The organism is Aliiruegeria sabulilitoris (assembly GCF_001558155.1).
GTDB classification, from domain to species: domain Bacteria; phylum Pseudomonadota; class Alphaproteobacteria; order Rhodobacterales; family Rhodobacteraceae; genus Tropicimonas; species Tropicimonas sabulilitoris.
Genome location: NZ_LOAS01000083.1, coordinates 1 through 3218 on the forward strand (window position 1 = coordinate 1; position 3218 = coordinate 3218).

Annotated in this window: 3 protein-coding genes and 1 pseudogene; 2 read left to right on the top strand and 2 right to left on the bottom strand. The window is 56.5% G+C overall.

The annotated features are described in order from the left end of the window. Nucleotides 1-141 precede the first annotated feature (141 nt). Nucleotides 142-1233 (top strand): IS630 family transposase, encoded by a 1092-nt coding sequence (locus tag AX756_RS24570; RefSeq protein WP_082739368.1) that lies wholly within the window; start codon nt 142-144, stop codon nt 1231-1233. A 31-nt stretch (nt 1234-1264) separates the two neighbouring features. On the opposite strand, the pseudogene AX756_RS25400 reads toward AX756_RS24570, so the two are convergent. Further along, nucleotides 1265-2022: pseudogene (locus tag AX756_RS25400) on the bottom strand (IS5 family transposase). 400 nt (nt 2023-2422) lie between these two features. Here AX756_RS25400 and AX756_RS25955 point away from each other — a divergent pair. Further along, nucleotides 2423-2653: a hypothetical protein gene (locus AX756_RS25955; protein WP_156461694.1), complete on the top strand. Its 231-nt coding sequence runs from the start codon at nt 2423-2425 to the stop codon at nt 2651-2653. Between the two features lie 336 nt (nt 2654-2989). Here the strand turns inward: AX756_RS25955 and AX756_RS26585 are convergent. Then, nucleotides 2990-3218: hypothetical protein (locus AX756_RS26585; protein WP_231701186.1), on the bottom strand; the 229-nt coding region annotated here is incomplete at its 5' end.

Genomic DNA, 3218 nt, shown 5'->3' on the forward strand with positions numbered 1-3218 from the left:
GTCTCGTGCCAAGCTGGTCTCCATCGCAGATACCAGCTTGAATCACGCCTATCGCCGAGTGTGAATCCCTTTTGTCAACACGACCTAGTCACCTGGAACTGTAGTTCGTATCATTGATCCGAGTGATTTCGGGGGGATGATATGGTTGGCCGGGTTGCAGACGAGGTGGTTCTGAGTGCCGATGAGCGCAGCTTTCTCGAGGCTCAGATCCGGCGGCACAAGGCTCCGCGCTCGCTGTCGGACCGGTGTCGGATGATCCTGCTCTGTGCGGAGGGGCTTCAAAGCAAGGAGGTCGGTGCGCGACTTGGGGTGCATGAGCACACGGTGGGCAAGTGGCGCAGGCGGTTCGTGAAGGACCGGATCGAGGGTCTGACCGACGAATATCGCCCTGGAAGGCCCCGCACGGTATCGGACGCTCAGGTGGCCGAGGTGATCGAGAGGACGCTGAACACCACTCCGAAGGCCGCCACCCATTGGTCAATCCGTTCGATGGCCGCGGCAACGGACCTGTCGCACACCACCATCCGCCGGATCTGGACCGCTTTCGGTTTGCAGCCGCATCGCAGCGAAACCTTCAAACTCTCGACCGATCCGCTGTTTGTCGACAAGGTGCAGGATATCGTCGGCCTCTACATGGCGCCACCGAACCGGGCTATCGTGCTGTGCTTAGACGAAAAATCCCAGATCCAGGCGCTGGATCGTGAACAGCCGGTATTGCCGATGGCACCGGGTGTGGCCGAGCGTAGAACTCACACCTACATCCGCCACGGCACGACCTCGCTGTTTGCCGCGCTCGACATCGCAACCGGCGCCGTCATCGGCAAATGCTACAAGCGTCACCGAGCAACCGAGTTCCTCGACTTCCTTAAGCAGATCGACACTGCCATACCGAAAGGTCGGGACGTTCACCTGGTGATGGACAACTACGCCACGCACAAGACGCCCAGGATCAAGGCATGGCTCGCCCGCCGTCCGCACTGGCATGTCCACTTCACGCCCACCTCGGCATCATGGATCAATCAGGTCGAACGCTGGTTCGCTGAATTGACCCGCAAGCAGTTGCAGCGCGGGGTCCATCGGTCGACTGCCGAACTGGAGGCCGACATTGCCGCCTTCATCGAAGCACACAACGAGAACCCCAAACCATACAGATGGGTCAAGTCCGCCGATGAAATCCTCGCATCGGTCAAGCGGTTCTGCCAGCGAACCCAAACCCTATGCGGCGAACTTTAGATTCGGGTGACTAGGCTCCAGACTCATTGATTTACAACCAGAACAAGACAGTAGCCGCGAGCGCGATTGCTGAGAGGAATACCGTCGGGGATCTGTCGTAGCGGGTGGCAACGCGACGCCAGTCCTTCAGTCGCCCGAACATGATCTCGATCCGGTTCCGTCGCTTGTATCGCCGCTTGTCGTATTTGACAGGTTTGTCGCGTGACTTTCGTCCGGGGATGCAAGGCTTGATCCCCTTTTCTACCAAGGCTTCGCGGAACCAATCCGCATCATATCCTCGGTCTCCCAGTAGCCAGTCCGCCGATGGCAGGCTACTCACCAGCGCCCTGGCTCCGGTGTAATCGCTGACTTGACCAGCGGTGATGAAGAACCGGATCGGGCGTCCCTAAGCGTCGGTGACGGCATGCAGCTTCGTGTTCATGCCGCCTTTGGTGCGCCCGATCAGCCTTCCACGCCCCCCTTTTTCAACCGCAGGCTGGAGGCCGTGCGATGCGCCTTGAGGTAGGTCGCGTCGATCATGATCGTCTTCCGATCCGTTCCCTCCGAAGCCAACCCCACCATGATCCGGGCGAATACGCCCATGTCGCTCCACCGCTTCCAACGGTTGTAGAGTGTCTTCGGTGGGCCGTATTCCTTCGGCGAATCAGACCATCGCAAGCCGTTGCGATTGATGAAGATAATGCCACTCAGAACACGCCTGTCATCGACACGTGGCTTGCCATGGCTCTTCGGAAAGTAAGGTCGGAGCCGCGCCATTTGTTCGTCAGTCAGCCAGAAAAGATTGCTCATCACGCCCCCTAAAGTTTGGGAGCTTGAATCAAGATCACGCGGAGACCGCAACCAAATTAATGGGTCCAGAGCCTAGGTCCAAACTGCTTCTTGGCATCAGGATGTGAATTTGGTTTCGGCACCCAAATCTAGCCGGCGTTTTCCCCACCAAACTGCTGCAATCATTTGCTCAAGCCAGTGAATGGATTAAGGATGACGAAGATTGCTGTTGCCAGAGAAAGTTGATGAGCTGGATCTTTGCCACTGAAGGCCTACCCGCAGAAGGCTTTCGCTCAAAAGCCGCCAGTCTATGCATGGGATGCATGAACCCGATAACTTTCGGTTCTTGCGGATTGAGGGCGCTTTGCCTACGCTTGCCAGACTTGGTCCATCTTTTAACTAAGTTCGAAGGAACATCGCCATGAAAACTATTGTCGCGGTTGCGGCCTTAATGCTGGCTTCCTCAGTTTCAGTGGGGGCGGATCCGGCAAAGGGTCAGAAAAAAGGATGGGAAGACGGAGCGCCAAAAGGGCTTACAGTAAGCGCTGCAAATGGCCGAACGGACAACGGCAAAGGTAACGACGATCTCATAACTAGCGTTAGCACCGGTGGCTCCGGTGGCGAGGACAAACTAACAGAGAATAAAAACTAACAGAGTAGCCACAGCATTTCTCCGGCTCAGGCAAAGCAAAAGCGCTAGGGATCGCGCGCTGCCAATCTCGCAATTCGCGGTGTCTCCCTTTCTGCGTGAACATAGAAAGCCAACTGGCTCGACAGCACTGGCCGCTTGACCTGATCAAATCGCTCAGTTGCCGGTTTCGAGGGCACTGCCGTGGTGATAAAAAGCCAGAACTGCGACAATGAATTGCGTGCGGATGCGTTGCCGCCTACCGATATTATTTTTTGGTCTTCTGCTATCCTCTTCTAAATGGTCGTTTCTGAGACGCTCGTCTTCTTGCGGTAAGACGGCGTGTATTCAGGAACTCCGTCATCGCAATACTGCCTCTCGAAGACATTGGCCCAGAATTTTCGTCTTTTGACGGGTTTCGACGGACTTGGGAGTGCCGACGTTCGCTGTAACCTGACCGACGACCGCGTTGGGCTGATTCTGTGGAAAAACAACCTGTCGCTCTCGCAGAAAGTGGGGGCTTTTTGGCGACGCAAGTGGCTTTCCTGTCAGGCAGTTCTTGGTTTCTGCGGTGCGGGAAGAATCTTGG